This is a genomic window from Telluria sp. LT2P80, from assembly GCF_059685955.1.
Genome location: NZ_JCASIO010000006.1, coordinates 56,868 through 82,473, shown reverse-complemented (window position 1 = coordinate 82,473; position 25,606 = coordinate 56,868). Strand labels below are relative to the sequence as shown.

General features: G+C 64.2%; 21 protein-coding genes. 7 read left to right on the top strand and 14 right to left on the bottom strand.

Annotated elements, in window-relative coordinates; translation table 11 throughout:
• Positions 1-20 precede the first annotated feature (20 nt).
• Both AC56LW_RS16240 and mutY read left to right on the top strand, forming a co-directional pair.
• Positions 21-1,973 carry a dynamin family protein gene (locus tag AC56LW_RS16240; RefSeq protein WP_499636001.1) on the top strand — a complete coding sequence of 651 codons (1,953 nt, stop codon included), beginning with the start codon at positions 21-23 and terminating at the stop codon, positions 1,971-1,973.
• The gene (mutY, locus tag AC56LW_RS16235) at positions 1,970-3,082 is read left to right on the top strand and encodes an A/G-specific adenine glycosylase (protein ID WP_332530640.1); all 1,113 of its coding nucleotides are present in this window, start codon (positions 1,970-1,972) and stop codon (positions 3,080-3,082) included. The genes AC56LW_RS16240 and mutY overlap by 4 nt, the downstream gene beginning before the upstream one ends.
• A gap of 19 nt (positions 3,083-3,101) precedes the next feature.
• On the opposite strand, the gene AC56LW_RS16230 is transcribed toward mutY, so the two are convergent.
• The 8 genes from AC56LW_RS16230 to AC56LW_RS16195 all read right to left on the bottom strand — a co-directional run bounded on the left by AC56LW_RS16230 (position 3,102) and on the right by AC56LW_RS16195 (position 12,989).
• A complete protein-coding gene (locus AC56LW_RS16230; protein ID WP_332530641.1) occupies positions 3,102-4,250 on the bottom strand; it encodes a deoxyguanosinetriphosphate triphosphohydrolase in 1,149 nt (382 codons plus the stop codon).
• Entirely contained in the window at positions 4,247-5,857 is a 1,611-nt protein-coding gene (gene aroKB / locus AC56LW_RS16225) for a bifunctional shikimate kinase/3-dehydroquinate synthase AroKB (RefSeq protein WP_499636373.1), read from the bottom strand. The genes AC56LW_RS16230 and aroKB overlap by 4 nt, the downstream gene beginning before the upstream one ends.
• Before the next feature lie 106 nt (positions 5,858-5,963).
• Positions 5,964-7,874: an Ig-like domain-containing protein gene (locus tag AC56LW_RS16220; RefSeq protein ID WP_499635997.1), complete on the bottom strand. Its 1,911-nt coding sequence runs from the start codon at positions 7,872-7,874 to the stop codon at positions 5,964-5,966.
• A gap of 40 nt (positions 7,875-7,914) precedes the next feature.
• Positions 7,915-10,125, bottom strand: a complete 2,211-nt coding sequence (locus tag AC56LW_RS16215) for a type IV pilus secretin PilQ (RefSeq protein WP_499635994.1) — start codon at positions 10,123-10,125, stop codon at positions 7,915-7,917.
• The gene (locus tag AC56LW_RS16210; protein ID WP_499635991.1) at positions 10,122-10,664 is read right to left on the bottom strand and encodes a pilus assembly protein PilP; all 543 of its coding nucleotides are present in this window, start codon (positions 10,662-10,664) and stop codon (positions 10,122-10,124) included. The genes AC56LW_RS16215 and AC56LW_RS16210 overlap by 4 nt, the downstream gene beginning before the upstream one ends.
• Positions 10,664-11,353 carry a type IV pilus inner membrane component PilO gene (locus AC56LW_RS16205; protein ID WP_332530646.1) on the bottom strand — a complete coding sequence of 230 codons (690 nt, stop codon included), beginning with the start codon at positions 11,351-11,353 and terminating at the stop codon, positions 10,664-10,666. Before AC56LW_RS16205 ends, AC56LW_RS16210 begins: the two co-directional genes overlap by 1 nt.
• Positions 11,350-11,967 carry a PilN domain-containing protein gene (locus tag AC56LW_RS16200; RefSeq protein WP_499635988.1) on the bottom strand — a complete coding sequence of 206 codons (618 nt, stop codon included), beginning with the start codon at positions 11,965-11,967 and terminating at the stop codon, positions 11,350-11,352. The genes AC56LW_RS16205 and AC56LW_RS16200 overlap by 4 nt, the downstream gene beginning before the upstream one ends.
• Positions 11,967-12,989, bottom strand: coding sequence for a pilus assembly protein PilM (locus AC56LW_RS16195; RefSeq protein ID WP_499635985.1), 1,023 nt, complete (start codon positions 12,987-12,989; stop codon positions 11,967-11,969). The genes AC56LW_RS16200 and AC56LW_RS16195 overlap by 1 nt, the downstream gene beginning before the upstream one ends.
• A gap of 361 nt (positions 12,990-13,350) precedes the next feature.
• On the opposite strand from AC56LW_RS16195, the gene AC56LW_RS16190 reads away from it, so the two are divergent.
• The gene (locus AC56LW_RS16190) at positions 13,351-15,684 is read left to right on the top strand and encodes a penicillin-binding protein 1A (protein ID WP_499635982.1); all 2,334 of its coding nucleotides are present in this window, start codon (positions 13,351-13,353) and stop codon (positions 15,682-15,684) included.
• A 63-nt stretch (positions 15,685-15,747) separates the two neighbouring features.
• Here AC56LW_RS16190 and cyaY read toward each other — a convergent pair whose 3' ends face one another.
• Entirely contained in the window at positions 15,748-16,077 is a 330-nt protein-coding gene (gene cyaY / locus AC56LW_RS16185) for an iron donor protein CyaY (RefSeq protein WP_258837190.1), read from the bottom strand.
• A 40-nt stretch (positions 16,078-16,117) separates the two neighbouring features.
• On the opposite strand from cyaY, the gene lptM reads away from it, so the two are divergent.
• Both lptM and lysA read left to right on the top strand, forming a co-directional pair.
• Positions 16,118-16,300: an LPS translocon maturation chaperone LptM gene (lptM, locus tag AC56LW_RS16180; protein ID WP_332530650.1), complete on the top strand. Its 183-nt coding sequence runs from the start codon at positions 16,118-16,120 to the stop codon at positions 16,298-16,300.
• A gap of 29 nt (positions 16,301-16,329) precedes the next feature.
• Positions 16,330-17,607 carry a diaminopimelate decarboxylase gene (gene lysA, locus AC56LW_RS16175; protein WP_499635979.1) on the top strand — a complete coding sequence of 426 codons (1,278 nt, stop codon included), beginning with the start codon at positions 16,330-16,332 and terminating at the stop codon, positions 17,605-17,607.
• Positions 17,608-17,775: 168 nt separating this feature from the next.
• On the opposite strand, the gene msrQ is transcribed toward lysA, so the two are convergent.
• From msrQ to AC56LW_RS16150, 5 genes are all read right to left on the bottom strand, one after another.
• The gene (msrQ, locus tag AC56LW_RS16170; RefSeq protein WP_499635976.1) at positions 17,776-18,396 is read right to left on the bottom strand and encodes a protein-methionine-sulfoxide reductase heme-binding subunit MsrQ; all 621 of its coding nucleotides are present in this window, start codon (positions 18,394-18,396) and stop codon (positions 17,776-17,778) included.
• Positions 18,396-19,373 (bottom strand): protein-methionine-sulfoxide reductase catalytic subunit MsrP, encoded by a 978-nt coding sequence (gene msrP, locus AC56LW_RS16165; protein ID WP_258837186.1) that lies wholly within the window; start codon positions 19,371-19,373, stop codon positions 18,396-18,398. The genes msrQ and msrP overlap by 1 nt, the downstream gene beginning before the upstream one ends.
• 96 nt (positions 19,374-19,469) lie before the next feature.
• Positions 19,470-20,648 carry a c-type cytochrome biogenesis protein CcsB gene (gene ccsB, locus AC56LW_RS16160; RefSeq protein WP_332530653.1) on the bottom strand — a complete coding sequence of 393 codons (1,179 nt, stop codon included), beginning with the start codon at positions 20,646-20,648 and terminating at the stop codon, positions 19,470-19,472.
• A 23-nt stretch (positions 20,649-20,671) separates the two neighbouring features.
• Entirely contained in the window at positions 20,672-22,771 is a 2,100-nt protein-coding gene (locus AC56LW_RS16155; RefSeq protein WP_499635974.1) for a cytochrome c biogenesis protein ResB, read from the bottom strand.
• 111 nt (positions 22,772-22,882) lie between these two features.
• Positions 22,883-23,554, bottom strand: coding sequence for a c-type cytochrome (locus AC56LW_RS16150; RefSeq protein ID WP_499635971.1), 672 nt, complete (start codon positions 23,552-23,554; stop codon positions 22,883-22,885).
• A gap of 151 nt (positions 23,555-23,705) precedes the next feature.
• Here AC56LW_RS16150 and yihA point away from each other — a divergent pair, with 151 nt between their 5' ends.
• A complete protein-coding gene (yihA, locus tag AC56LW_RS16145; RefSeq protein ID WP_499635969.1) occupies positions 23,706-24,455 on the top strand; it encodes a ribosome biogenesis GTP-binding protein YihA/YsxC in 750 nt (249 codons plus the stop codon).
• 19 nt (positions 24,456-24,474) lie between these two features.
• Positions 24,475-25,482, top strand: coding sequence for a porphobilinogen synthase (gene hemB, locus AC56LW_RS16140; protein WP_183554206.1), 1,008 nt, complete (start codon positions 24,475-24,477; stop codon positions 25,480-25,482).
• Positions 25,483-25,606: the final 124 nt, after the last annotated feature.

The following is a 25,606-nucleotide window of genomic DNA, read 5'->3' as shown; positions in this document are numbered from 1 at the left end:
CATCCCTACGAGCAAACACGATGCAGGATTTACAACAGTACGGCGCCTGGCGCGCCCGGGTCGCCGCCTCCCTCACCGGCTACGGCAGCGCACTGCGCGACGCCGGGCTGATCGATGCGGCCGGCGAGCAGTTGCTGGCGCGCGCGCTGGGGCGTCTGCGTGACGACCGCCTGTCGGTCGCCTTCGTGGCTGAATTCTCGCGCGGTAAAACCGAGCTGATCAACGCACTGTTCTTCGCCGACTACGGCCAGCGCATCCTGCCATCCAGCGCCGGCCGCACCACCATGTGCCCGACCGAACTGCTGTGGGATGCGAGCCTGCCGCCCTGCCTGCGCCTGCTGCCGATCGACACCCGCGCCGGCCACCTGTCCACCGGCGACTACCGCGACGATCCTGCCGCCTGGACCTTGTTTCCGCTCGATCTCGATTCGCCGGCGGCCATGCACGACACGCTGCGCCAGGTCAGCCAGACCCGGCGCGTCTCGACCGTCGAAGCGCAGCGCTACGGCCTGTACGATGCCGACGATCCCGACCTGGCGGCCACTCTCGACCCGGATGGCACGATCGAAATCCCGCGCTGGCGTCACGCGATCATCAACCTGCCGCACCCGCTGCTCAAGCAAGGCCTGGTGATTCTCGATACGCCGGGCCTGAACGCCATCGGCACCGAGCCGGAACTGACGCTGAACCTGATCCCGAACGCGCATGCGGTGCTGTTCGTGCTGGCCGCCGAAACGGGCGTGACCAGGAGCGACATCGAGGTCTGGCGCACGCATATCGGCGCCGGCCCAGGGCGTCTGGCTGTGCTCAACAAGATCGACGCCATGTGGGACGAGCTCAAGTCGCTAGAGGCGGTGGACGCCGACATCGCGCGCCAGCAGCACGACGTGGCGCGCCAGCTGGGCCTGTCTGCCAGCCAGGTGTATCCGGTGTCGGCACACAAGGCGCTGGTCGGTCGTATCGGCGGCGACATGGCCCTGTTCGAGCGCAGCCGCCTGGGCGCGCTCGAAGCAGCGCTGTTCCATGAACTGATTCCGGCGCGACGCGCGATCGTCCAGCGCCAGCTGCGCGCCGATCTCGATGCGCTGGTGGCCAGCCAGCAGATGCTGGTGGCCACGCGCCTGCGCGAGCTGGTCGAGCAGTTGCAGGAACTGCGCAGCCTGCGCGGCAAGAACCAGGGCGTGATCGCGCACATGGTGCGCCGGGTCGAGGCCGAGAAGAAGGAATTCGATGCCGGCCTGTTCAAGCTGCAGGGCACGCGCGCCGTGTTCACGCGCCTGTCGACCGAGCTGTACACGCTGCTGGGCATGGACGTGCTGCAGGACCGGACCGAGACCGTGCGCGTGGCGATGAGCGCAGTGCGCTTTGCTACCGGCATGCGCGCACCGGTGCGCAACTACTTCGACGGCGCCCGCGCCGGCCTGGCCGACGCCGACGCCAAGCTCACCGAAATCACGTCGATGATGGACGCCATGCACCGCAAGTTCGCCGCCGAGCATGGCATGAGCCTGGGCCTGCCGCCGACCCTGTCGCTGGCGCGCCACCGCGACGAGATCGACGCCATCGAAGAACTCTTTTCGCGCCAGTTTGGCACCGCCACCTTGTGGATGAACAGCCGCGCCACGCTGCTCGAGCGCTTCTTCGATTCGATCGCTTCGCGCGTGCGCCGCGTGTATCGCGCCGCCAACGCCGATATCGAAGCGTGGCTGAAAGTGGCCAACGCGCCGCTCGAAGCGCAGATCCGCCAGCACCGCGACAACCTGCGCCAGCGTCAGGCAACGGTAAAACGCATCCACGAAGCGAGCGACAGCCTGGAACAGAAAATCGGCGCCTTCGAGAGCGGCCAGGCCGAACTCGATGTCACCCGCACGCGCCTTGGTTCGCTGGCCGCCGGCGTGACCGCCACCTTGTCCGACAACCTACCCAACTCCGCGACGGCCACCAGCGCCGACGCCCACTACACGACTGCATGAAGCGACTGACCGAGTTCGACCAGCTGGCCGATCCGACCTTTTCCCGGGCCGTGATCGACTGGCAGCGCAGCCATGGCCGCCACACCCTGCCATGGCAAAACACCACCGACGCGTATCGCGTGTGGCTCTCCGAAATCATGCTGCAGCAGACGCAGGTCGCCGCGGTGCTGGGTTACTACGCGCGCTTCCTGGAACGCTTCCCGACCGTGCACGCGCTGGCCGAAGCCCCGGCGGAAGACGTCATGGCCCACTGGAGTGGCCTGGGTTACTACACCCGCGCGCGCAATCTGCACGCCTGCGCCAAGCGCGTCGTGGCGGACTACGACGGCGTGTTCCCGAGCGACCCGGCGCTGCTGGCCGACCTGCCCGGCATTGGCCGCTCGACTGCCGCCGCCATCGCCGCCTTCTCGGGCGGCGTGCGCGCCGCGATCATGGATGGCAACGTCAAGCGCGTCTTCGCCCGCGTGTTCGGGATCGATGCCTACCCCGGCATCAAGCCGGTCGAGGACGCGCTGTGGCGCCGCGCCGAAGCGCTGCTGCCGGAAGATGGCGGCATCGAGTCATACACGCAGGGCCTGATGGACCTGGGCGCCACGCTGTGCACGCGCTCGCGCCCCGACTGCGGCCGCTGCCCGCTGCAGGCGCGCTGTGTGGCCTTCGCCACCGGCCGCACGGCCGAACTGCCGGTGCGCAAACCGAAGAAGACGACGCCCGAAAAACGCACTGCGATGCTGGTGCTGATCGACCGCGGTGAAGTGCTGCTCGAACAGCGCCCGCAAACGGGCATCTGGGGCGGCCTCTTGTCGCTGCCGGAAGTGGGCGGCCATGTCGCGATGGATGGTGATGCCGATCCCGTCTGCACGGCGGACATCGCCGCGGCCAGCAGCGCCTTCGGCACGATTGACGAAGTGCGCGCGCTCACGCCGTTAATGCACGGGTTTACGCACTACAAGCTGCACATCGCGCCGTTCGCCGTGACGCTGGCTGCGCGTGGCCAGCATGGCGCCGGGCATGTGTGGTGGAAGCTCGACGCGATTGGTGATGCGCCGTTGCCAGCGCCGGTCAAGAAGTTGTTGCTGGATCTGGCGACGCCGAATCTGTTCGATTGATCATCGGCGCCGCGCAGCCCTAGAAGTGATCGAGCGAGAAAATGCGCCGGTGCTCACGGATCGCATAGCGATCGGTCATGCCCGCAATGTAATCGGCAATCTTGCGCGCCTGCTTGTGCGGATCGCCCTGCACCTGGTAGTCGCCCGGCAGCAGCACGGGATCAGCAAGGAACGCCTCGAACAGCTCGCGCACGATGCGGCTGGCCTTCACGCGCATGCGGTTGACCTGGAAATGGCGGTACAGGTTCGCGTACAAGAAGCGTTTCAGCGCCACGGTCTCGGCGCGCATCGCGTCCGAGAAGCGGATCAGCGGCGGCGCGGCGCGCACGTCGTCGATGGTCGCTGGCGCTGCCTCGGCAATCAGGCGCGCTGACGTGTCGACCAGGTCGGCCGTCATCGCCGTGATCATCAGGCGGATCGTCTCGTACAGGGCGCGCCGGCCGGGCAAGCCCGGATAGCGCGCCTCGACCTCGCGATGCAGGCGCGCGAACAGTTCGACTTCTTCCATCTGCGCCATCGTGAGCAGACCCGAACGCAGGCCGTCGTCGATATCGTGGTTGTTGTACGCGATCTCGTCGGCCAGGTTGGTCAGTTGCGCTTCGAGGCTGGGCTGGCTGCGCTCGATGAAGCGCTGGCCCAGGTCGCCCAGCTGGCGCGCGTTGTTCAGCGAGCAGTGCTTGAGGATGCCCTCGCGCGTCTCGAACGTCAGGTTCAGGCCATCGAAGGCGCCGTAGTGTTCTTCGAGATGGTCGACCACGCGCAGGCTTTGCAGGTTGTGCTCGAAACCGCCAAAGTCCTTCATGCATTCGTTGAGCACATCCTGGCCCACATGGCCGAACGGCGTGTGGCCAAGATCGTGCGCCAGCGCCGTGGCCTCGACCAGGTCTTCGTTCAGGCGCAGGCTGCGCGCCAGCGTGCGGCCGATCTGGGCCACTTCGATGCTGTGGGTCAGGCGCGTGCGAAACAGGTCGCCTTCGTGGTTGATAAAGACCTGCGTCTTGTACTCAAGGCGGCGAAACGCGGTCGAGTGGATGATGCGGTCGCGATCGCGCTGGTACTCGCTGCGCGAACCGGGGCCCGGCTCGGCGTGCGTGCGCCCGCGCGACTGGGCCGAATGCGCCGCGTACGGGGCCAGGCCCGCGTCGAAGTCGCGCATCAGGCTGCTCATGCGCTGCAGGCCGCAAGCGTCGAGCGCAGCACGTCCAGCGGCGCGGTCGTGATCGACGGGCTGCCCAGCGGTTTGAGCAGAATGAAGCGGATTTCGCCGCCCTCGTTCTTCTTGTCGACTTCCATCAGCTCGATCCAGCGCGCTTCACCGAGATCCGGCGCCACGGCCGGCAGGCCGGCAGCGCGCACCAGCGCGCGCACGCGCTCCACGGCGGCCGGCTCGATCAGGCCCAGGCGCGCCGACATGTCGGCCGCCATCACCATGCCGCAGCCGACGGCTTCGCCGTGCAGCCAGGCGCCGTAGCCGAGGCCATTCTCGATCGCGTGGCCGAAGGTATGGCCGAAGTTGAGCACCGCGCGCAGGCCGCCTTCGCGCTCGTCCTTGCGCACGACGTCGGATTTGATTTCGCACGAGCGGGCGATCGCGTAACCGATGGCCTGGCGATCGCGCGCGATCAGTGGCTCGATGTTCGCTTCGATCCAGTCGAAGAAATCGGCGTCGAGGATCGCGCCATGCTTGATCACTTCGGCCAGGCCCGCCGACAGCTCGCGCGCCGGCAGCGTGTCGAGCGTGGCGGTGTCGGCAATCACGGCGCGCGGCTGATAGAACGCGCCGATCATGTTCTTGCCGAGCGGGTGATTGATGCCGGTCTTGCCGCCCACCGATGAATCAACCTGCGCCAGGAGCGTGGTCGGGATCTGTACGAACGGCACGCCGCGCATGTAGCTCGATGCGGCAAAGCCGGTCAGGTCGCCGATCACACCGCCGCCCAGCGCCACCAGCGTGGTCTTGCGGTCGCATTTGTTCTGCAGCAGCGCGTCGTAGACGAGGTTCAGCGACTGCCAGTTCTTGTGCTCTTCGCCGTCCGGCAAAATAATCTCGAGCACGTCGCGGCCCGCCGCGCGCAGGTGGCCCGCGACCTTGTCGAGGTACAGTGGGGCAACCGTGGTGTTGGTGACGATCGCGACCTTGTGGCCGCCGATGTGGCGCGCCAGCAGCGCGGCGTCGTCCAGCAGGCCGGCGCCGATCTCGATCGGGTAGCTGCGCTCGCCAAGTTCGACGTTGAGGGTGATGTGTGCCTGTTCGTTCATTGCTGTCCTTGCATGCTTGCGCGCGCGGGCGTTCTCCTGCGCGGCCAGCTGGTCCAATATGGTTTGAACCATCGATTGTACGTTAGGCCTGCCGGTATCGATGACGAGGTCGGCGATCTCGCGGTACAGCGGATCGCGTTCGGTCCAGAGTTGCTCGAGTTTGCCGCGCGGGTCGGCGGTCTGCAGCAGCGGGCGGTTCTTGTCGTGCGCGGTGCGCTGAAGGATGCTGCCAATTGACGCGCGCAGGTAGATCACGGTGCCGCGCTCGGCCAGCAAGGCGCGGCTGACCGGATTGAGCACGGCGCCCCCGCCGGTGGCCAGCACCAGGCCCTGCTGCGCCGACAGGTCGCGGATCACATCGGCTTCGCGCCGGCGAAAGCAGGCTTCGCCCTCGATCTCGAAGATCCATGGAATGGTGGCGCCGGTGCGCGCTTCGATCTCATGATCGGCGTCGACGAAGCGGCGATTGAGCTTGCGAGCAAGCAATCGACCGATCGTGGTCTTCCCTGCCCCCATCAGGCCAACAAGGAAGATATTGTTGTTCTTGGGATGTGGCACAACCAGACCCGTTGAGATGAAAAAGACGGCCAGTATAGACTGGCCGCCTCTCATTCCGCCAATTTTACGGGCAGGTGAAGTTGAGTGTGAACGGGATCGAGGTGACTGCACCGCGCGGTGTGGTTGCACGCACGCTGAAGTTGGCCACACTGGCGGCGGTACACGGCTTGGCACCGGTGGCAGCCACCGTGATGCGGTGATTCGATCCCTGTGGACCGTTGCCAGGCGCAGCAAAGATGCTCGGCACGGTTTCGGGCGCCACTTCGACGCTGCTCGCGTTGACTGCACCACTGACTGCGATGGTGGTGCCAGCAGGCAGCGCGTTGCCATTCCGATCAACCAGCTGGACCGAGAACACCTTCGATTCGTTTGCGCTGGCATTGCCAAGGCTGATCGGGAACACGGTGCTCGGGCTGGCGGCGCCGTTGACGTACACAGCAGCCACCGATTCATCGCTGAACGTGATCGTGGTCTTGGCAAACTGGGTGTTCAGACCGTCGGTCGTGCTGGCGCAGATCGTGGCAACACCAGCCCGCGTGGTGTCGGCGGTCGAACCGGCCCCGGAATTGCACGGCGTGACCGGCGTGCCGGGCGCGGCGACGCGGGGATTCTGGGTACGGAAAGCAACCGAGCAGCCGCCATTGACCGTATTGCAGCCGCCTTTGCTCGACGACCCGATGGCGCCGAGGTTGGTCTGGAACACGATCGGCGTGCCATCCGCGACAGGATTGCCAAAGTTATCGGCCAACAGCACATTGACAGTGGCAGCCGGGGTAGTCGGACCGCTGTCAAACGACCAGCCGTCCACATTGCCCTGGCTGACGCTGAGCGAGAAGGCGCGCTGCACCGGCAGGCCTGTGGTCACGACGATCGAATCGGAGGTCGTCGAAATATCCGGGCGGCTGGCGTTCGCAGTGCCTGGCAACACGGCCTGGACGCGGAAGGTGGTCGGCACGTCCAGCGAATTGACCGTGGTGATCACTTCGCCATTCTGGTCGGTGCTGTCGGTGGCCTTGTTCAGGGCCACGGCGCCGCTTGGCACGATGCTGAAATCGACGCGACGACCGGCCAGCGGCCGATCGAACACGTCGAACACGCGGAAGCGCAGCGTGGCGGTCTCGGTGCGATTGATGCCACCCTGGCCACGGATCACGATCGATTTGTCGGTCGGCAGCGCTTCAACGAACTGGACCGAAGCAGCGCTCGGCGGCGCGATGGCCAGTGCTGCCGAGGCCGCCGTGGCGACACCGTCGGCGGTCGCAGTAATGATGTCGTTATTGCCGCAACCCTGGTCGCGGTAGACGGTCTGGGCAGTACCATTGTTGGTGGCGACGGTCGCCGCCAAGGTCGCCTTGCCGGATGTGACGCACGCCGAGCTGAAGCGGACATTGACCTGCTGGCTGGTGTACTTGACGCCATTGGCCAGCAGATCGACCGAGATCACCGTCGAACCATAGGCATCGATGCTGGTCGGGGCCAGGGTCAGGGCGCTGAACGCCAGCGAAGTGGCGTTGACCGAGTACGCGGCATCACCCGTTACGGTAACACCGGCCACGCTCGCGCTCGCAGTCACGCGACCGGCGCCACCGGCAGCCAGGCTGGCGCTGCGCAGCGTGATGGTGGCCGTGCCACTCGCATCGGCCAGTGCAGTGCCCGCGCCCGGCGCAAATACGGCCAGGTCGGCATCGGTAGTAAACGTCACCAGCGCATTCGGCACCGGCTGGTTGGCCGCATCGCGCACCACAGCGCGCACCGTCAATGGCGTGGCGCCGCTCAAGGCATTGCTGGCCTGACCACTGGCATTGACGAGGCTGACACCGACGGTCGGGCTGGCAGGCGTGGTCGGTGTAGTCGGTGTGGTCGGCGCGGTGCCGCCGCCAACGGTGCCCGGGCTGCCGCCGCCGCCGCCGCACGCACTGAGGGCTGCAGCCAGGAGCAGTGCCAGACTGCCGTAGGTGATTTTCTGATTTTTCATATCGGTTCGTTGTTGTTATCGGTCATTGATCAAACAAGAATCAGCGTGCGCCCGCCACGTTGTCGTTCACGATCTTCGGGGTAATGAAGACCAGCAGTTCGGTCTTGCTGCTTTCGCGTGCGGTGGTCTTGAACAGATAGCCCAGCAGCGGCACGTCGCCCAGGAACGGCACCTTGCTCTCGTTGGTGCGCTCGGTCTGCTGGTAAATTCCGCCCAGTACCACGGTGCCGCCGTTTTCGACCATCACCTTGGTCTTGACGTGCTGGGTATTGATGGCAAAGCCCGCGCGGGTGTCTTCGCCCTTCGAATCCTTGCTCACGTCCACTTCCAGCACCACGTTGCCGTCCGGCGTGATCTGCGGCGTGACTTCCAGGCGCAGATTGGCCTTCTTGAATTCGATAGCGGTGGCGCCGCTGCTGGTGCTGTTTTCGTAAGGCAGCTCGACGCCCTGCTCGATCAGTGCGACCTGCTTGTCTTCGGTGACCACGCGCGGGCTCGAGATGATCTTGCCCTTGCCGTCCGCTTCCAGCGCCGACAGTTCCAGGTTCAGGAAGCGGTTGGCCGCCGACGAGAACAGCGAGAACGCCAGCGACGACGCCGGAATGCCGCCGATGCCGGCCGCCGGCAGGTTGACCATCGTCGTGTTGTTGAAGCTGTCGGCGCTGTTGGCCACCTGGCCGGTGGTCTGGCCCACGCCGACCAGGTTGCCGCCGATGGCGATGCGTTCGTTGCCATTGACCTGCCAGCCCGAATCGCCGCCGCGCATCGTGCGCATGTCGGCAAAGCCCAGCTTGGCGCCGAGGTTGCGCGAGAAGCCGTCATTGGCTTCCACCAGGCGCGCTTCGATCAGGACCTGCTTCGAGGCGACGTCGGTTTTCTGGATCAGCTTGCGGATGTCTTCGATCTTCGCTGCGATATCGGTCACGAACAGCTGATTGGTGCGCGGATCGATGATCGCGCTGCCGCGCCGGGACAGCACGCGGTTGCGGCCCGCATCGCCGGCAGCGCCGGCGCCGACGCCATTCTGGTCCAGGCCGAACACATTACGGAACGATTCGGCTTTCTGGTAATTGAGCTGGAAGATCTCGGAGCGCAGCGGCTCCAGTTCGGCGATCTGGGCGCGCTGCTCGAGTTCGAGCTTTTCCTTGGTCAGCAGTTCTTCCTTCGGCGCGATCCACAGCACGGTGCCGTTCTTGCGCATGTCCAGGCCCTTGGCGGTCAGGATCACGTCCAGTGCCTGGTCCCATGGCACGTCCTTCAGGCGCAGCGTCAGAAAGCCCGCCACCGAATCGCTGGCGATGATGTTCAGGCCCGAGATGTCGGCCACGGCCTGCAGCGCGGCGCGCACTTCGACGTTCTGGAAATCGAACGAGAGTTTTTCGCCGCGGTAGCCCTGCGGGTTGTTGCTCGAGCCGGGGCTGTTGCGGTTCGGGTCTTCCACGACCGGGCGCACTTCGACCACCAGCTGCGAGTCGCTCTGGAACACCGACTGCTCCCAGGCGCCCTGCGCCTCGATCGTCATGCGCACGTTGTCGCCCTGGGCGCTGGTGGCCACGCGCGTGACCGGCGTGCCGAAGTCGGTCACGTCCAGGCGACGGCGCAGCGATTCGGGCAGGCGCGCGCCGATGAAGTCGACCGTCACGCCGGTGCCGGTCTGGCGCACATCGACGGCGACCTGGTTGTTTGGCAGGTCGACCACGACGCGACCAGCGCCGTTGGCGCCGCGCTTGAAATCGAGGTCGCGCAGTTGCGGCCGCGCTGCGGGCGCCGCAGCAACTAGTGCGGCGCTGGTGGCGACCGGCAGGCCGCTGGCGTTGACCGCGCGCGCCACGCCGCCCGTGCCTTCGACGGTCACGATGATCGACTTGCCGTCGATGGCGGTCGCGTAGTTCAGCGCGCGCGCCAGGTTGACCACCATGCGGGTGCGCTCGCCGGCCTGCACCAGGTTCAGGCTGCGCACGTCGCCGAGGTTCAGCTCTTGCATGTTCTTGCCGGTGGCGTTCGCGGTCGCGCCGAAGTCGAGCGCGATGCGCGCCGGGTTGGTGATCGCAAAACCGATCGGCGCGCGGCTTGGCGCATCGCGCATGGTCACGTTGATGACCACGTTGCTGCCTTGCTGGTTGGCCGTGATCGATTCGATCGCATTGCCCTGGGCCAGGGCGGCGCCGGCGCACGTCAACAGCACGAGTGCGGTAGCAGCGCGCGCCAGCCAGGCCGGCATGGCGAAGCGAATCTGGACATTGGGGGTCATTTACTGCTCTCCTGGTTGTGCTGCAGCTCGATGTTGGCTAGTCGTTCCACCCAATCGCCGGTGGCGTCCTGCACCGATTCCCTGATTTCGATCGCCTCGTCACTCACGCGGGTGACGCGGCCATAGTTCTGTCCCATCCGCTGGCCGGGCCGGACGCGGTACAGCGCCCGGTCGATCTGCACCAGCGCGTAGCTCACGCCGCCTTTTTTCATCGTGCCGACCATCCGCATCGTGTCGAGCGGGAAGTGCTCGAGCGGCTCTTTCGGGCGGTTCAGGTCAGGCTGGTTGGCGTTGGGGCTGGACTGCGCCATGCGCGCCAGTTCACCCAGCAGCTTGGTCTGATCGAACGGGTCGAGCGCTTCGCCCGGCACGTAGCCATGCGGCTGGAACGTCTTTGGCTCCGGCAGCGGCTTGACCTTCGAGACGGTGCGGCCCTCGACCTGTTTCATCCAGGCGCGGGTTTCACCGACGCCGCCATCGCCGCAACCGGCCAGCAAGGCCGCCGTGGCGAGCAGCGCAATCACGTGAGCTCGTATCATCACTTGCCTTTGCCTTTACCCTTGCCTTTGCCTTTGGCGGCTTTCTTCTCGGCCGCGCGCGCGGCGCGTTGGGCGATCAGTTCTTCCTGGTCGAGATAGCGGAAGGTCTTGGCGATCGCCTCCATCTCGAGGTTGCCTTCCTTGACGCTCGCCAGCGACAGGTTGTTGAGCGTGACGATGCGCGGCAGGTTCGCCATGTCGGCGGCAAACGCGCCCATGTCGTGGTATTGCCCGCTCACCTTGATGCTGATCGGCAGCTCGGCGTAGTAGTCGCGCACCACTTCCTGGCCCGGCTTGAACAGCTCGAACTGCAGGCCGCGGCCCACGCCAGCCTGGTTGATGTCCGACAGCAGCGCGGCCATTTCCGACTTGCTCGGCAACTGCTTCTCCAGGCGCACCACGTACTGGTCGACCTGCGCCTTCTGCGCCTTGAGCGCCTCGAGGTTGATCGCCTGCGCCATCTTGGTTTCGTACTCGCCGCGCAGCCGCACTTCTTCCTGCGCGAGCGTTTCCTGCTGGGCGAACTGGTCGCTCCAGTAGAAATAGTAGCCCAGGCCGACCACCAGCGCCACCACGCCTGCCGCGCACAACAGGCGCGGCGCGAGCGGCCACTGGCCAGGCTGACGGCCTTGAAGGTCTTCGAATTGCGCCGCGAACTGGGCGAACAGCGCCTTGATATCGATGTTCATGATTTCCCCGGCGCGCCAGGCTTGGTCGCGGCGCCGTCGTCAAGCGCATCGCTGTTGCGGGCGCGCTTGATCGACACGGCCAGCGTGAATTCGACCACCTTGCGCGCGCTCTTGCTCTGGGTGATGGTCGCGGCGCGCACTTCGGTCAGGTCGGGTTTTTCCAGCCATGCCGACTGGCTCGACAGGTTGCGCAGCAATTCGGCGACGCGCTCCTGCGACTGGGCGGCGCCGGTCAGGATAACGCGCTGGCCATCCTGCTTGACGGTCTTGAGGTGCACGCCGTCGGGCGTCTGGCGCACCAGTTCGTCGAGCAGGTAGACCGGCTGGTTGCGGTCGCCCTGCAAGTCTTCGACCGCCTGCTGGCGTGCTTGCAGCGCGGCGATTTCTTCCTTCAGCGTGGTGATTTCGCCGATTTTCTTGTCGAGATCGGCGCTGGCCTGCTTGAGCACCTCGTTGCGCTCGTTCTGGACCGAAATCTGGCTGGCGTTGTAGCCGCCCACCAGCAGCACGATGCCGGCGCCGACCAGGCCGCCAAGCGCCATCAGCGCCACGAACGCCGATTGCTTCTGCTTGCGTTTTGCCTCGCGGTGAGGCAACAGGTTAATGCGGATCATCAGCCGAACCTCCGCAACGCCAGGCCGCAGGCGACCAGGTAGGCCGGCGCTTCCTGGCGCAGCTGGTGTTCACGCACGCCGGGGCCGAACGCCATATTGTCGAACGGCGACGCCAGGCTGGTGGCAATGCGGGTGCGGCCAGCCACGATGTCCATGATCCCCGGCAGCAGCGCGCAGCCGCCAGCCAGGTAGATACGGTCGATGCGCGTGTACGGCGTCGAGGTGTAGAAGAACTGGATCGCACGCGTGACTTCCAGCGCCGCGTTCTCCAGAAATGGCGCGAGCAGGTCGGCGCGGTAGTTTTCCGGCAGGTCGCCCGCCTTCTTGCGCGTTTCGGCTTCCTCGAACGCCATGCCATAGGCGCGCACGATGTCTTGCGTGAGCGTGTTGCCGCCGAACGGCTGCTCGCGCTCGTAGACCGCTTCGCCATTGAACAGCACCGACACGTGGGTGGCTTGGGCGCCGATCTGAAACAGCGCCACGATCTGGTCGCGCATCAGGCCGGCGGCGTTTTCCAGGGCACTGCGCGCGGCGTAGGATTCGATGTCCATCACGGTCGCGAGCAGGCCGGCGCCTTCGGCGATGGCGATGCGGTCCTCGACTTTTTCGCGGCGGGCAGCGGCCAGCATCACTTCCATGTCGTCCGCTGAATTGGGCGCCGGGCCGATCACGTCGAAATCGAGGCTGACTTCATCGAGGGCAAACGGGATGTACTGGCTGGCTTCGGATTCGACCTGCACTTCGAGCTGGTCTTCCGACAAACCGGCCGGCAGGATGATTTTCTTGGTGATCACGGCAGCCGGCGGCATGCCCAGCGCGACGTGTTTGGCGCGCGTGCCGCTCTTTTTCCAGACCCGGCGCACGGCGTCGGCCACCTGGTCCATGTTTTCGATATTGCCATCGACCACGGCGCCGCGCGGCAGCGATTCGGTCGCATAGCGCTCGAGACGCACGAGTCCCTTGCCGGCGTCGGCCAGCTCGACCAGACGAACGCCGGACGTGCTGATATCGAGCCCGATCATTGGCGGACTCGACTTTCCAAACAAGGAACCCAGATTGATCACCAAACACTCCTTGACACCGATTGGGGCAGAATCTGGCTGTAGACGCCCTTGCAACGGTCGTTGTCGTTAACCAAACACCTGTTATTTTCTTATAAAAATCCGATACTTACGTGAAAGCACCGTCTCGGATCGTAGCAATAAAGGATGATGCGGGACAAGATATTTCTACTCGGGAACATCAGAATGCGGGGCATGCGCACCACACTTTGCCGATTCGTTGCCAGCTAAATATTGTTCTGTGGTTCGATTAAGCTCGGGCCAGTATCGGGTGCCAAACTGCTGTCTTATAATGAGGCGGATCAACAAAGCGAAAGTCAGCATGAAAGAGAAACAGGCAGCACCTTCTTCCTCCTCGAAGTTCAGCCCCAAGCGCCTGATCCTCATCGCATTCGCCAGCCTGTTCGGTCTGGGTGCGATTGGCGTACTCGTGCTCGTGTTCGCTCTGGCCATGGCGTACCCGAACCTGCCGGCGCTGGACACGATCACCGATTACCGGCCCAAGATGCCACTGCGGATCTTTACGGCCGATAACGTCCTGATCGGCGAATTCGGCGAAGAGCGCCGCACGCTGGTTCATTTCAAGGACATCCCCGATGTCATGAAGAAGGCCGTGCTGTCGATCGAAGACGACCGCTTCTATGAACACAGCGGCATCGATTACCTGGGCATCATGCGCGCGGCCTTCCGCAACGCCACCGGCGGCGCGCGCCAGGGCGCATCCACCATCACCCAGCAAGTAGCGCGCAACTTCTTCCTGTCGTCGGAGCAGACCTTCAAGCGCAAGGCATATGAAGCGATGCTGGCCTGGAAGATCGAGAAGAACCTGTCCAAGGACCAGATTCTCGAGCTGTACATGAACCAGATCTACCTGGGCCAGCGCGCCTTCGGCTTTCAGTCGGCGGCCCAGATCTATTTCGGCAAGGACCTGCGCGACATCACCGTGGCCGAAGCGGCCATGCTGGCCGGCCTGCCGAAAGCGCCATCGGCCTATAACCCCGTGGTCAATCCGACCCGCGCCAAGACGCGCCAGCAGTACATCCTGGTGCGCATGCACCAGCTGGGCTATATCAGCGACGCGCAGTTCGCCCAGGCCAAGGTCGAGCCACTCAAGATCAAGACCGACAGCGCCGCCTTCGGCGTGCACGCCGAGTACGTGGCTGAAATGGCGCGCCAGCTGGTCTATGAACAGTTCAAGGAAGACACCTACACGCGCGGCCTGAACGTATTTACCACCATTACCAAGGCTGACCAGGACGCTGCCTACCTGGCGCTGCGCCGGGGCGTGATGGACTATGAACGCCGCCGTGCCTATCGTGGCCCGGAATCGTTCATCGACCTGCCATCGGGTAAAGCGGCGGCCGACGAAGCGATCGAAGCCGAACTGGCCGAGCATCCGGACAGCGACAACATCATCGCGGCCGTCGTGCTGCAGGCATCGAGCACGCAGGTCCAGGCAGCGATCGCATCGGGCGAGACGATCACGCTGTCGGGCCCGGGCCTGGCGTTTGCCAAAGCCTGGCTGTCGGACAAGGCCGCGCCGAACCGGGGCGTGCGCCGCGGCGCCGTGATCCGCGTGATGCAGGATGACGAATCGAAGTGGCTGATCACGCAGATGCCCGAAGTGGAATCGGCCTTTGTGGCGGCCAATACCGAAGACGGCGCGATCCGTGCGCTGGTGGGCGGCTTCGACTTCAACCGCAACAAGTTCAACCACGTGACGCAAGCGTGGCGCCAGCCCGGTTCGTCGTTCAAGCCGTTCATCTATTCGGCCTCGCTCGAGCGCGGGCTGTCGCCAGCCACCATCATCAACGATGCGCCGATCAGTTTCGATGCCGGCCAGACGGGCGGCCAGGCGTGGGAACCGAAGAACTACGACAGCAAGTACGATGGCCCGATGACGATGCGCCGCGGTCTGCAGCAGTCGAAGAACATGATCTCGATCCGCATCCTGAACAAGATCGGCGCGCGCTATGGCCAGGAATACGCGGCCCGTTTCGGTTTTGACCCGGAACGGAATCCGGCGTACCTGACGCTGGCACTGGGCGCCGGCGCGACCAATCCGCTGCAGATGGCCGGCGCCTACGCGGTGTTCGCCAACGGCGGCTACCGCGTCAGCCCGTACCTGATCTCGAAGGTCACCGACAGCGACGGCAAGGTGCTGTCCGAAGCGCGGCCGGCGCGCGCGGGTGATGAAGCGAACCGCGTGATCGATGCGCGCAACGCCTTCCTGATGGACAGCATGCTCAAGGACGTGGTCCGCCACGGCACCGCGAACAAGGCGATGGCCCTGAAGCGCACCGACCTGGCCGGCAAGACCGGTACCACCAACGACTCGATCGACGCCTGGTTTGCCGGCTACCAGCCGAAGCTGGTGGGCATTGCCTGGATGGGCTACGACAAGCCGCGCAATCTGGGTGCGCGCGAGACCGGCGGCGGCCTGGCCCTGCCGATCTGGATCGGCTACATGCAAAAGGCGCTGAAAGACCAGCCGATGGTCGAACGTGAAGTGCCGGCCGGCCTGGTGCAGTACGGGTCCGAGTACTACTACGCCGAGACGCCGCCGGGCAGCGGTGTCGAAGCGCTCGACGTCGGCCAGCCGCCGCCGGCGCAGCAACAGCAGGAACGCGACGCGGTGCGGAACGAGTTGTTCTGATCACCCGTGCATGAAACGACAAAGGCGGCCAATGGCCGCCTTTGTTTTTAGTGCGAGATCGCGTTACACCAGGTTGACCGGCGCCCCGCCCTGCTCGCTCGCATAGCGCCCGAGCGCCGCGAAGAACTCGCTGTCGTCGCGCGTGTTGCGCCATTCGTCGCCCACGCGCTTGTAGTGGTAGCCACCCGAGCGTGCGGCCAGCCACATCTCTTGCAGCGGCGCCTGGCTGTTGATGATGATCTTGGTGCCGTTGTCGATGAACTCGATTTCGAGCACGTTGCCGCTGCGCTTGCACTCGACGTCGACGATGTCTTCGTCGTTCAGGCGATCGAAGGCGGTTTCGATCCGTTTCAGGGTCAGGTCGGCCAGGTCCAAAAATTCGGTTTCGGTCATGCTACACTCCAAATCTGCTAATCAAACCTTGATTCTAATCGTGAAGTCCTCCCTCGCGCTTCCTTTCGGCGCTGCGCTGCTCGCCTCGGCCCTGGCCGGCTGCGGCCAGACCGGCCCGCTGTACATGCCCAACCCACCTGCCAGGCCCGTGCCGGTCGTCGTCGACCAGCCCGCCCAGCCCGTCCCGTCGAACAATGCGTCCACCCCGGCGCCGTACCGCTAACCGTCCGCTTCCACCTTCGTTCCCACCCTATGCCCCATTTCTTGTACCAGGACGGCGTGCTGCACGCCGAAGGCGTTTCCCTGTCCGCCATCGCCGATGAGTTCGGCACGCCGACCTATGTCTATTCCAAGGCCACGCTGCTCGAGAACTTCAACGCCTACCAGGACGCCTGCGCCGGCCGCGACGCGCTGGTCTGCTATGCGATGAAGGCCAACTCGAACCTCGCCGTGCTCGACCTGCTGGCGCGCCAGGGCGCAGGCTTCGACATCGTCTCGGGCGGCGAACTGCTGCGCGTGATCGCTGCCGGCGGCGATCCTGGCAAGACCATTTTCTCGGGCGTGGGCAAGACCGAGGCCGAGATGACGCTGGCGCTCGAAAAAGGCATCCTGTGCTTCAACGTGGAATCGATCCCCGAACTGCACCGCCTGAACGCCGTGGCCGGCAAACTCGGCATGCGCGCGCCGGTCTCGCTGCGCGTGAACCCGAACGTGGACGCCAAGACCCACCCGTACATCGCCACCGGTCTGAAGGCCAATAAATTCGGCGTCGCGTTCGATGAAGCGCTCGACACCTACCGCGCAGCCGCCGCACTGGCGCACCTGGACGTGGTCGGCATCGACTGCCATATCGGCTCGCAGCTGCTGGACGACGCACCGTTGCTCGAAGCGCTCGACAAACTGATCGACCTGATCGACACGCTGCACGCCGAAGGCATCCACCTGCACCACCTGGACATCGGCGGCGGCATCGGCGTCGACTACGGCGTGGCCGGCGACGCGCCGCCAGTGCCGGTGGGCGACTACCTCGGCCGCCTGTTCGCGCGCATCGACGCTTGGCGCGCAGCAAAGTACGACGGCCAGCCACTCAAGGTGATCTTCGAGCCGGGCCGCTCGATCGTCGCCGAGGCCGGCGTGCTGCTCACGCGCGTGGAATACCTCAAACCTGGCGCCGAGAAGAACTTCTGCATCGTTGACGCTGCGATGAACGACATGATGCGTCCGACGCTGTACGGAGCCTGGATGGGCCTGCAGGCAGTAACGCAGCGCGAGAGCGAAGCACTGATGTGGGATGTCGTGGGACCAATCTGCGAATCGGGTGACTGGCTGGCACGCGAGCGCGAGCTGGCACTGGAACCCGGCGACCTGCTGGCCATGATGACGGCCGGCGCCTACGGCATGACAATGGCGTCGAACTACAACACGCGCGGCCGCGCAGCCGAAGTGATCGTCGACGGCGACACCATCCACCTGGTACGCCGCCGCGAAACACCCGCCGAGACCTTCGCGCTCGAAACGCTCATCAAATAAAAAAAAGCCGGGGTCAGGTCTGACATTCGGACACGACCTCAGCTTTAGCCAGTTCCAATCTTTCCTGCCAGCAGTAGCATTGCGCGGTACCAGCTAGTTCCGACCAAGAGACTGTCGAGGTCGTGTCCGAATGTCAGACCTGACCCCCGCTGTTCTGCCCCCCGCTGCTCAGGCGCGCACGGCTTGCTGCTTGCGCCTGAAGTGCCAGAACACCCGCAACCCCAGCAGCAGCGCGATGATCGATCCGAAGATGATCGGTCTGGCGAAATCGTTCTTGCCCTCTTTCATCCACCAGAAGTGCAGGATCGACAGCGGTGCGATCACGTAGATCAGGCGGTGCAGCCACTGCCAGCGCTTGCCACCCAGGCGCTTGATCATCGCGTTGGTCGAGGTTGCCGCCAGTGGGATAAGCAGCACGAAGGCGATGAAGCCGACCAGGATGAACGGGCGCTTGATGACGTCGGCCAGCATTGCCGGCACGTCGAAGAAGTGGTCAAACCACAGGAACGCGGTGAAGTGCACGAATGCGTAGAAAAACATGAACAGGCCGATCATGCGGCGCAGCTTGACGAGCCAGTTCCAGCCGGTCAGGCGCCGCAGCGGCGTCACCGCCAGCGTGATGCACAGGAAGTACAGCGCCCATTCGCCGCTGCCCTTGGTGATCGCCGCCAGTGGATCCGAAAAGCTGCCGCTGGCGGTGCCCCACACCAGGCGCGCGAAGGGGATCAATGCCAATACGAACACCAGCGCCTTGACCCACCCGATCTGTTTGCTGTTCAACCCTGCCATCAGAAATAACGCTTCAGATCCAGGCCGGTATACAGCGACGACACCTGGTCGTAGCCATTGAACATCAGGGTCTTGCGCTTTGGTGCAAACAGGCCCGATTCACCGATGCGACGCTCGCTGGCCTGCGACCAGCGCGGGTGGTCCACGTTCGGATTCACGTTCGAGAAGAAGCCGTATTCGCGCGGCGCCATGTCATTCCATGCGGTCTTCGGCTGGCGTGAGAGCAGGCGGATGCGCACCAGCGACTTGGCCGACTTGAAACCGTACTTCCATGGCACGACGAGGCGCACCGGCGCGCCGTTCTGATTCGGCAGCACCTGGCCATACATGCCCATCGTGAGCATCGTCAGCGGGTGCATGGCTTCGTCGATACGCAAACCCTCAACGTACGGCCAGTCGAGCACGCCACTACGAAGACCTGGCATCTGCTTGGCGTCGGCCAGTGTCGTGAATTCGACGAACTTGGCGTTGCCGGTCGGTTCCACCTGCTTGAGCAGGTTCGACAGCGAATAGCCGACCCATGGAATGACCATCGACCAGCCTTCGACGCAGCGCAGGCGGTACACGCGTTCCTCTAACGGCGCGAGTTTCAGCAGGCTGTCGATGTCGAGTGTCAGGGGCTTCTTGACCTCACCCTCAATGCGCACGGTCCAGGGCCGCGTACGCAGCGTGTGCGCGTTCTCGGCCGGATCGCCCTTGTCGAGGCCAAACTCATAGAAATTGTTGTAGCCGGCAGCGTCCTTGAACGGGGTCTGCTTTTCATCGGTCGACAGCGCCACATTGGCGCGCGCCGCGAGTTTCTGGCCAGCGGTCTGGGCAAAGGCTTCGCGGTTGGCCATCTCCCAGACGCCGCTGCCGACAGCGGCCGTGGCGGCCATGCGGGTAATGAATTCACGCCGGCCGGTATAAATCTCTTGCGGCGTGATTTCGGAAGGGTACGGAAGATCGAGTCCGTTGGGATTGCGTTTGAAGAGCATGGCTGGCCTCGCGAGCTTGGGAAGCTTCACATTACACGAAGTTCCCTTAAGCTTGCGTTAGGCGGCCAACACTATCGGGTCAGCGCCCGCCCGTCTTTACAGCTCGCCGTACGAGTGCAGGCCCGACAGGAACATGTTCACGCCCAGGAAGGCGAACGTGGTCACCAGCAAGCCGACCACCGCCCACCAGGCCGCGACACGGCCGCGCAGGCCCGTCATCAGGCGCATGTGCAGCCACGCCGCGTAGTTCAGCCACACGATCAGCGCCCACGTCTCTTTCGGATCCCACGACCAGTAGCCGCCCCACGCTTCAGCGGCCCACAGCGCGCCGAGGATCGTGGCGACGGTGAAGAACGCGAAACCGACCGAGATCGACTTGTACATCACGTCGTCGAGCACCTCGAGCGAAGGCAGGCGGTCGACCAGCATGCCGTGCGACTTGAGCAGATAGGCCGACGCGACCATCGCGGCCAGCGCAAAGGTGCCATAGCCGATGAAGTTGGCCGGCACGTGGATTTTCATCCACCAGCTCTGCAGCGCCGGCACCAGCGGCTGGATCTGGGCAGCGTCGCGCGAGACCGTGTACCACAGCAGGAAGCCGACGGCGGCGCCGATGATCAGCATCACGAACGGGCCCAGCTGGCGCGTGGCGTAGTGTTCTTCGTAATACAGGTGGAACAGCGCGGTGATGATGGCAAACAGGATGAACACTTCGTACAGGTTCGACACCGGAATGTGGCCGACATCCGGGCCGATCAGGTACGACTCGTACCAGCGCACCATCATGCCGACCGCGCCGATCACGACCGCGGCCCAGCACAGCGCAGCACCCACACCGCCGCCGAACTTGCCGCGGCTTACCAGGCCAACCCAGTAGAACACGGTCGAGAACACGAACAGCGCGCTCATCCACAGGATGGCCGACTGGCTCGACAGCATGTATTTGAGGAAGAATTTCTGCTCGGCAGCGGCAAGGTTGCCGTCGTACAGCGCGATGGCGCCCAGCGACAGCACGGCGACCAGCGGCAGCAGCCAGCGCATCGGCTTCCAATACCAGCCCAGCACGGCAAACACGGGCGCCGTGCACACCAGGATCACCTCTTCATAGATGTCCATGAAATGGCCGTACCGGTTCAGCGCGAACAGTGCTGCAGCGCACAGGGCAAGCGCGTACAGCCAGTCGAGCGCACCCAGGCGGCGGAAATAGCCGGGCGCTTCCTGATATTGGTCGGTCGAGCGCGCCGGGGCGCCAGTCTTTGGTTGTGACAGTTCCATTGTTTTCTCCAGGCCCGCGCAGCTTACGCCGGTTGTGGCAGCTTTACTGACAAGTCTTCGTACTCGCGCTCGAAATCGAGCGTCTTGCGCTGCGTGCTCATGGCCATCAGCGCCTCGGCGCCAGCCTCAGGATTACCGGGCACGTCGCGCACCCAGATCCAGACACGCCGCTCGCGGATGTAGAACATCGCGAACACGCCCAAGACAAGCAGGACACAGCCGAAGTAGACCACGTTCTTGCCCGGCGAGCGCGTCAATTGCAGCACCGAGGCCTTCACTTCGGTGAAATCGTCGAGCTGCAGGTAGACCGGCGCGCCGTACAGATAACTGTCCGACAACGCATTGGTGGCCAGTTGCAGGAAGCGGCCATTGGCGTCCGTTGGCGCGGCCGCGGCGTCGCCGTGTTTTTCGCGCGCCACTTGCCACAGCTCCCACAGGGTGCCGTTAAGCATCTTCATGAAAATGCCGGCTGCTTTCTCCTGCTCGGCCTGCGGAATCTTTTCCAGGAACTGGGCCACGCCAACGAAGCCGCCGCGACCGTCGCCGCCGGCAAAGATGACGAGCGTGCGCGCCGCCGACTCCTGCAACTGGCCAGCCAGCGCGCTGCCCTGGTTGCCGCCCAGCGCCCGCGCGGCATAGCGGCGTGCCGCCACGGCGCGTGCTTCGGGATCGGCCAGCGCCGCGCGCAGGCGCATCCAGTCGCCAACGCCATAGCGCTCGTCCACGGGAATGCGCAGGAAGCTGAAGCTTTCAGACGGGTTCGCGCGCACGCCGGCCAGATAGACCTGCGACCCATCGAGCGTCATCGGCTGCATGTAGTTCATGAATTCGCGCGCCTGGCCGCTGGCGTCGCGCAGCTTGTATTGCACGCTGGGGCCGACGTTCTTGAGGTCTTTCGTGGCGTCCGGATTGGCAGCCGAACCCGAGGCCTTGCCCAGCGTAGCGGCGAACTGTTCGTTGAACGTTTTGCCCTTGCTCACCGCGCGCACGTCATTGCCCTGGCTGATGTTTTCGACGTTGAACGGACGGAAGCCCGACCACTCGACCGCATAGGTCTCGCCGCCGATTTTCAGTTCGGTGGCGCCGTTGACTTCGCCTTCGATCGGGAAACTGGCGCTGGCGGCGCCGTTCATCGGGTACCCCGTCAACCGGAGCTTGCTGCCGCCATCGTCAAAGCTCGACTGGTAGACGGCGATGCCCTTGTAGATCAGTGGGTGATTGACCTTGATGGTCGATTCGAACGTGTGGCCGTTTTCCAGATCGCGCACGACCACATCGCTGGCAAACAGTTTCGGCATGCCGGTCGAATAGAACTCGATATGGAATTTCTTGAGCTGCAGCGAGAACGGGAGCTCCTGCACCAGGACGCCTGTCGGCTGGTTCAGGATCGCAGTGCGGCTGGCCTGCCCTTCGGCAATGGCGGTGTTGCCACGGAAGGTCGGGTTGCCCGTGCCCAGGCGGTGCTGGGCCGGAATGTCGGCGATCACGCCGCTGCCGGTGAATGGGGTTTTGTTGAACAGCCACTGCTGGATGCGCACCGGCAAGTCCGAATCGAGCGTGCCGCCCACCAGGATCACGATGATCGACGAGTGCGCGAAGATGTAGCCGAATTTGTTGCCCGCGCCTTTCTTGGCCGTGACCAGCGTGCCGCCGTCCTTCTCGACGATTTTCGTGGCGTAGCCGGCGTGGCGCAGGCGCAGCGCGCTCTGCTCGGCCAGCGCGCTTTTGGCCAGCGGCGCCTGCCATTCGAGCTTGTGGTGGAAGTTGCGCAGCGAATCGAAGCGCACGTTTTCGCGCCAGCTGCGCATGTCGCGCATCATTTTCGGCGCGTTGCGGATCAGGCACAGCCCGGTGGACATCACCAGCACCACCAGGATCACCAGGAACCACCAGCTGGAATACACGCTGTACAGACCGAACTTGTTGAAAATCTCGAACCAGAATGGACCGAACTGATTGACGTAATTCGACATCGGCTCAGCCTGCTTGAGCACGGTGCCGATGATCGACGAGATGGAGATGATGGTGAGAAGACTGATCGCAAACCGCATCGATGAGATCAGTTCGACCGCCTCGGCCAGACCACGGCGTTGGGTGTTCAGTTCAATTCCGGTGGTGCTCATGCTTTACAACTTTCTTCCTGCGCGGCGGGTAGCCGCTTGCAGGAAGGGGGTCAGCCCGTTGCTGCCGTCCTTCCTGCGTTCAATATTGCTTATGCGAGATCGTAGAGTCTCTTAGCGCAAGCCGGCGATATAGTCGGCCACCGCGCGCATTTCAGCCGTCGACATGCGCTGCGAGAGCGTGGTCATTTGCGGGCTGTTGGCGCGGGTGCCGCTCTTGAATGCTTCGAGCTGGGCAGTAGTGTAATCCTGATGCTGGCCTGCAAGGCGCGGATATTGGGCGGGGATGCCGCTGGCGTTGGCGCCATGACAGCTGGCACAGGCCGCCACGCCACGCTCGGCGATGCCACCGCGATAGATCTTGCGACCCAGTTCAACGGTGTCTTTGTTCTTGGCTGCGCCCGGTTTGTGCACCTGCACCGCCAGCCAGGCCGCGATGTCTCTCTTTTCAGCCTCGGTGAGCATCTTGGCGTAGAGCGTCATGATCGGCTGCTGGCGGTTCGGGGTCGTGAAATCGATCAGTTGCTTGTGCGTGTAGCTGGCGAACTGGCCCGACAGCTTGGGATTGGCAACGATGGACGAATTGCCCGCCGCGCCATGGCACGAGACGCACGCCGGCAGGCCGCGCGCGGGATCGCCCGCATCGTACAGCGCGCCGCCCCGGGCCGGATCGGCCTTGACTGCGGGCGCTGCAGCGGGCGCCGCTGCTGTTGCCGCCGGGAGTCCCCCGAAAACAGTTAGTGTGACCAACAATGTTTTGAGCAGGGGGGACGACAAGCGGTTCATACTAGCACCTTGAAAAAGTCAATAATTGAAGGTTCAGTGCAGCGCCCTGATTGCTTGGGCCATGGGGCTGGCAGGCAGCAATCAACCCCTTATTGTACAATAGCTTTGTTTCTCAAACGCCATTTCGTAGTCCTCTTACCCTCTTCCCCCCATGTCCAGATTATGGCAAGCCCGGTTCTTTACGACCGTGAATCAGTTGCGCGACCTCCCCGACACCAATGTGCCGGAAATCGCCTTCGCCGGGCGCTCCAACGCCGGCAAATCCACAGCCATCAATATCCTCACGAACCAGAAGGGTCTGGCGTTCGCGTCCAAGACGCCGGGTCGTACCCAGCACATCAATTACTTCTCGATTGGCGGCGCCCACGTGGGCCAGCACCGCAAGGATGCGGTTCGCGTTGATGAAATCGAAGCGCTGCTGGTCGACTTGCCGGGCTACGGCTACGCCGAAGTGTCGGGCACGGCCAAGCTGCACTGGCAAAAGCTGCTGGGCGACTATGTCCAGCGCCGCGACCAGCTCGCTGCGCTCATCCTGATCATGGATTCGCGCCGTCCGTTCACCGACCTCGACGTCCAGATGCTCGAATGGTTCGCCCCCACCGGCAAGCCGATCCACTGCATCCTGACCAAGGCCGATAAGCTCAACCGCAACGAATCGACCAATGCCCTGCGCGAAGCGCGCGGCGTGCTCGAAAGCTATGTCGATGAAGATGGCGTTGGCTTCCCGTTCACGGTGCAGCTGTTCTCGGCGCTCAAGCGCATCGGCATCGAAGAAGCCGATGCCAAGATTCTCGAGCTGGCCGGGCTGGATGGCGTTGCCGGTGAGTACGAAGGTGAGGAAGAAGAAGAGCACGACGAATCTGGCGCGCCGTCGGCGGACGACGATCAAACCTCCGCCTGATCCTGCAAGGAGCCACTCGATGAGCATCATCACTTCCGCCTATCCGGCGGCCCGGCCGCGCCGCATGCGCCGCGACCCGTTCTCCCGCGCCATGATGCGTGAGAACACGATTACCGCGTCCGACCTGATCTATCCCGTGTTCGTGCTGGAAGGCCAGAACGTGCGCCAGGAAGTCGGCTCGATGCCGGGCGTGGCCCGCGTTTCGCTCGACCTGCTGCTGAAAGTGGCCGAAGAATGCGTCGCGCTCGGGATTCCTGCGCTGGCGCTGTTCCCGCTGGTCGACCAGTCGGTGAAGACTTACGATGGTGTCGAAGCAACGAACCCCGACGGGCTGGTGCCGCGCGTGGTCCGCGAACTCAAGCGCAACTTCCCCGAACTGGGCATCATCACCGACATCGCGCTCGACCCGTACACGACCCACGGCCAGGACGGCCTGCCGGACGAGAACGGCTATATCGTCAATGAAAAGACGATCGAGATGCTGGTCAAGCAAGCGCTCACCCACGCCGACGCCGGCGTGGACATCGTGGCGCCGTCGGACATGATGGACGGGCGCATCGGCGCGATCCGCACCGCCTTCGAGGCGCAGGGCCATATCCATACGCGCATCATGGCGTATTCGGCCAAGTATGCGTCCGCGTTCTACGGCCCGTTCCGCGATGCGGTCGGCTCGTCGGCCAATCTCGGCAAGGCCGACAAGAACACGTACCAGATGGACCCGGCCAACAGCGACGAAGCGCTGCGCGAAGTGGCGCTGGACCTGGCCGAAGGCGCCGACATGGTGATGGTGAAACCAGGCATGCCGTACCTGGACATCGTGCGCCGCGTGAAAGATGAGTTCAGGGTGCCGACGTTTGCCTACCAGGTCAGCGGCGAGTACGCGATGCTGAAGGCGGCCGCGCTCAATGGCTGGCTCGACCATGACAAGGTCATGATGGAATCGATGATGGCGTTCAAGCGCGCCGGCGCCGATGGCGTGCTGACATACTTCGCGCTGGATATTGCCCGGAAATTGAAGGCAGGTTAAACACCCGCACACCCAACAAAAAACCGTGCCATGGCACGGTTTTTTACGACAAAGCTGGGGTCAGGTCTGACATTCGGACACGAGCTCAGCCTTTTCCACATCTAACGGTGTCTTGCCCAGTATC